We start from the raw sequence: 3,885 nt of genomic DNA, 5'->3' as shown, positions 1-3,885 counted from the left end.
CTCGGGGTTGACGCCGACGTTCTCGGAGCGGTCGAGCGTCTCGATGAACGCCAGCGCGTGGCCGATCGTCGGCAGCAGGATGTCGCCGCGGGGCTCGTTGGGCTTGGGCTCGATCGCGAACTTCATGTCATAGCCCTTGTCGTGCACGAACTCGCCGAGCACGTTGAACGCCTCGCGGTAGCGGTCGAGCGCCGCCTGGACGTCCTTGGCCGCACCGGACTCGGCACCCTCGCGGCCGCCCCAGCAGACGTACACCTTGGCGCCGAGCTCGGCGGCGAGGTCGATGTTGCGCATGACCTTGCGGATCGCGAAGCGGCGCACCTCGCGGTCGTTCGACGTGAAGCCGCCGTCCTTGAACACCGGGTGGGTGAACAGGTTGGTCGTGGCGGTGGTGACGACCAGGCCGGTGTCGGCGAGGCCCTTCTTCCAGCGGTCGATGATCTGCGTGCGGGTCGCGTCGTCGGAGCCGAACGGGATCAGGTCGTCGTCGTGGAAGTTGACGCCGTACGCGCCGAGGTCCGCGAGCCGCTCGAGGGCGTAGATCGGGTCCATCGGCTCGCGGGTCGGCTCACCGAACGGGTCGCGACCGGGGTAGGCGACGGTCCACAGGCCGAAGGAGAACTTGTCGGAGGGGGAAGGGGTGGGGATGCTCATGAGAGCCCTATTTCTGTGAGGGGTTGGTGGATGTGGACCACGGGATGGTGCGGTCGCGCAGGCGTGCGTAGGCCTCACGCACGGGAGGTGTGGGTTCTGCGTCGTACGTCTCGGCGTTGGCCGAGGCCCAGGTCGGGGGTTCTGCGGTGCCGGCGAGCGCCCAGGCGGCCTGCCGGGCGGCGCCGAGGGCGACGTACTCGCCGGGAGCCGGCACGGTGACTGGGCTGCCGAAGACCGCCGGCGCGATGGCGTGCACCGCGGCGTTGCCGGCCGCCCCGCCGACCATGAGGATGCGCCCGGGAGTGATGCCGGTCTTGGCGACGAGGTGGTCGACGCCGTCGGCCAGGGAGCAGAGCAGCGCCTCGAAGGCGGCGCGGGCGAGGTCCTCGCGGGTGGTCGACGAGGTCAGTCCGCTCCAGGTGCCGGTGGCGTCGGGCAGGTTGGGCGTACGTTCGCCGTCGTAGTAGGGCACGATCGTCAGCCCGTTGGCGCCCGGGGGAGCGGCGAGGGCCAGGCGGCCGAGCTCGTCGTGGTCGACGCCCAGGAGGCGGGCCTGCAGGTCCAGGATGCGGGCGGCGTTGATCGTCGTGGTCATCGGCAGGAACCGCCCGGTCGCATCGGCGAAGCCGGTGACCGAGCCGGTGCCGTCGGCGATGCGCGAGGTGCTGATCGCCGAGGCGACTCCCGACGTGCCGATCGAGACGACGATGTCGCCGGGACCCAGGTCGAGGGCGAGTGCGGCGGCCATGTTGTCGCCCGTGCCGGCGCCGACGACGAGGCCGTTCGTGGTGGTCGCGGCGACCTCCGACGAGGCGACGATGCGGGGGAGCTCGACCGCGTGCCCGATGGCGGCGTCGGCGAGCTCGGGCAGCCAGTCGTCCTTGGCGGTCGAGAAGTAGCCCGTGCCGGAGGCGTCGCCGCGATCGGTGAACGGCTCGCCGCCGGTGATGTGGCGGGAGACGTAGTCGTGGGGGAGCAGCACCCGGCGCGTACGGGCGGCGGCGTCCGGCTCGTGGTCGCGGAGCCAGCGCAGCTTGGTCGACGTGAACGACGCGACGAGCACGCTGCCGATCGTCTCGGCGCAGGCGTCGGGGCCGCCCATCTCGTCGATCAGGTCGAGGGCCTCGGCGCTCGATCGGGTGTCGTTCCAGAGGATCGCGTCGTGTACCGGTGCGTCGGCGTCGTCGAGGGCCACCATGCCGTGCTGCTGCCCACCGACCGCGACCGCGCTGGCCCGGTCGAGAAGCCCCGCAGTGGCCTGGTCGAACGCCTCGAGCCAGGCCCGAGGGTCGACCGAGGTGCCGTCGGGATGCGCTGCGGACTGCTGCGCGACGACCTCACCGGTCGCGGCGTCGACGAGCAGCGCCTTGGTCGACTGGGTGGAGGAGTCGATGCCCAGTACGAAGTCCGATGCCATGGGTCAGGTTTAATACGAGTCTTGAATTAAGTCAAGCGCCGTGCATGATTCACCAGATTGCGACAGGGCGTCCACGACTTCACCCACTCGTCGGCGCAGCGGCCCTCCGGCGTCGCCGTACGTTCACCGGGCGCAGACATCACTTGAGCATGCCCACGACTCGACGCGACTTCCTGACCTACGGCGCGGCCATCGGTGCCGGCGCTCTCACGCCTGCGGTCGCCGCGGGCTCCGCGGACGCCCGTACGCACGCCCTCAAGCTGCCGCGCGACCCGTTCACGCTCGGTGTCGCCGCCGGCGACCCGACTCCGGACGGCTTCGTCCTCTGGACCCGGCTCGCGGTCGATCCGCTCGCCGACGACGGCCTCGGCGGCATGCCCGACGTACGCATCCCGGTCAGCTGGCAGGTCGCGACCGACGAGCGCTTCCGACGAGTCGTACGCGCTGGGGCCACCATCACCAACCGCGAGCTCGGTTATGCCGTGCACATCGAGGCCGACGACCTCGAGCCCGGCCGCGAGTACTTCTACCGCTTCGCGCACGGGCCGTTCCTGTCGCGCGTCGGGCGAGCCGTCACGGCGCCGCGCCGCGACGCGATGCCGGCATCGCTCGCGATGTCGTTCGTCTCCTGCGCCCAGTACGAGCACGGGCTGTTCACGGCGTACCGGCGGCTGGCCGAGGACCGGCCGGATCTCGTGCTGCACCTGGGCGACTACCAGTACGAGTACATCGCCGGGGCGTACGTCGCTCCCGGCGGCAACGTCCGCCACCACGACGGGCCGGAGACCGTGACACTGGAGGGCTATCGGCAGCGGCATGCGCAGTACAAGCTCGACCCCGACCTGCAGGAGGCGCACGCCGCGACCGCCTGGGCCGTGGTCTTCGACGACCACGAGGTCGACAACAACTGGGCCGCCGACATCCCCGAGAAGGTCGCGGAGACCCCGGGATTCGTCGAGCGCCGCCGGGCCGCCTTCCGTGCGTACTACGAGAACATGCCGCTGAGGCGCACGTCCGTGCCGCGCGGGGCCGACATGCAGCTCTACCGGCGGCTCCACTGGGGCCGGCTAGCGACGTTCCACATGCTCGACACCCGCCAGTTCCGGAGCGACCAGGGCTGCGGCGACGGCTATCGCGCCGACTGTCCCGCCGCGATCGACCCGGCGCGCTCGATCACCGGCGCGGCCCAGGAGGAGTGGCTGATCGACGGCTTCCACCAGTCGACGGCCCGGTGGGACGTCATCGGGCAACAGGTCTTCTTCGCGCAGCGCGACAACAACTCCGGCCCGGTCAAGACCGTGTCGATGGATGCCTGGGACGGCTATGCGGCATCGCGCGACCGGATCACGAGGGGCTGGGTCGACGCCGGCGTACGCAATCCGGTCGTGCTGACCGGCGACGTGCACGCGCACTGGGCCAGCGAGCTCAAGCTGAACTACGACGACCCGACGACGCCCTCGGTCGGCACCGAGCTGGTGTGCTCGTCGATCACGTCGGGCGGCAACGGTGCGGACTCTCCGTCGACCGCCCACCCGTGGCTGGGCTGGAACCCGCACCTCAAGTTCCAGAACAGCCTGCGCGGCTACGTCAACACGACGATCACCCCCGACGACCTCAGCGCCGACTTCCGCTGCCTCACTCAGGTCAGGACACCCGACGAGCCGGTGTTCACCCGGGCGACGTTCGTCATCGAGGACCGGGTGCCGACGCTCAACCAGACGTATGACCGCCCGCCGGCGCTCCGCGAGCTGCAGCGCAAGTCGGCCGACGAGATCACCCGCGAGACCGTCGAGTGGGAGACCTCCCGCCCGTAG

General features: G+C 70.8%; 3 protein-coding genes. 1 reads left to right on the top strand and 2 read right to left on the bottom strand.

Annotation, left to right across the window (positions count from 1 at the left end; all coding sequences use genetic code 11):
• Window positions 1-654, bottom strand: a 654-nt coding sequence (locus V6M46_RS05315; RefSeq protein WP_332662739.1) for a TIM barrel protein, incomplete at its 3' end; no start/stop codon positions are given.
• Window positions 655-661: 7 nt separating this feature from the next.
• The gene (gene xylB / locus V6M46_RS05310; RefSeq protein ID WP_332662738.1) at window positions 662-2,071 is read right to left on the bottom strand and encodes a xylulokinase; all 1,410 of its coding nucleotides are present in this window, start codon (window positions 2,069-2,071) and stop codon (window positions 662-664) included.
• Between the two features lie 149 nt (window positions 2,072-2,220).
• Between xylB and V6M46_RS05305 the strand changes: the two genes are divergently transcribed.
• Complete coding sequence (locus V6M46_RS05305; protein WP_332662737.1) at window positions 2,221-3,885, top strand: alkaline phosphatase D family protein; 1,665 nt, start codon at window positions 2,221-2,223, stop codon at window positions 3,883-3,885.

Source organism: Aeromicrobium sp. (assembly GCF_036676885.1).
Lineage (GTDB): Bacteria > Actinomycetota > Actinomycetes > Propionibacteriales > Nocardioidaceae > Aeromicrobium.
The sequence above is the reverse complement of the archived record's forward strand: the minus strand, read 5'-3'. Positions and strand labels throughout refer to the sequence as shown.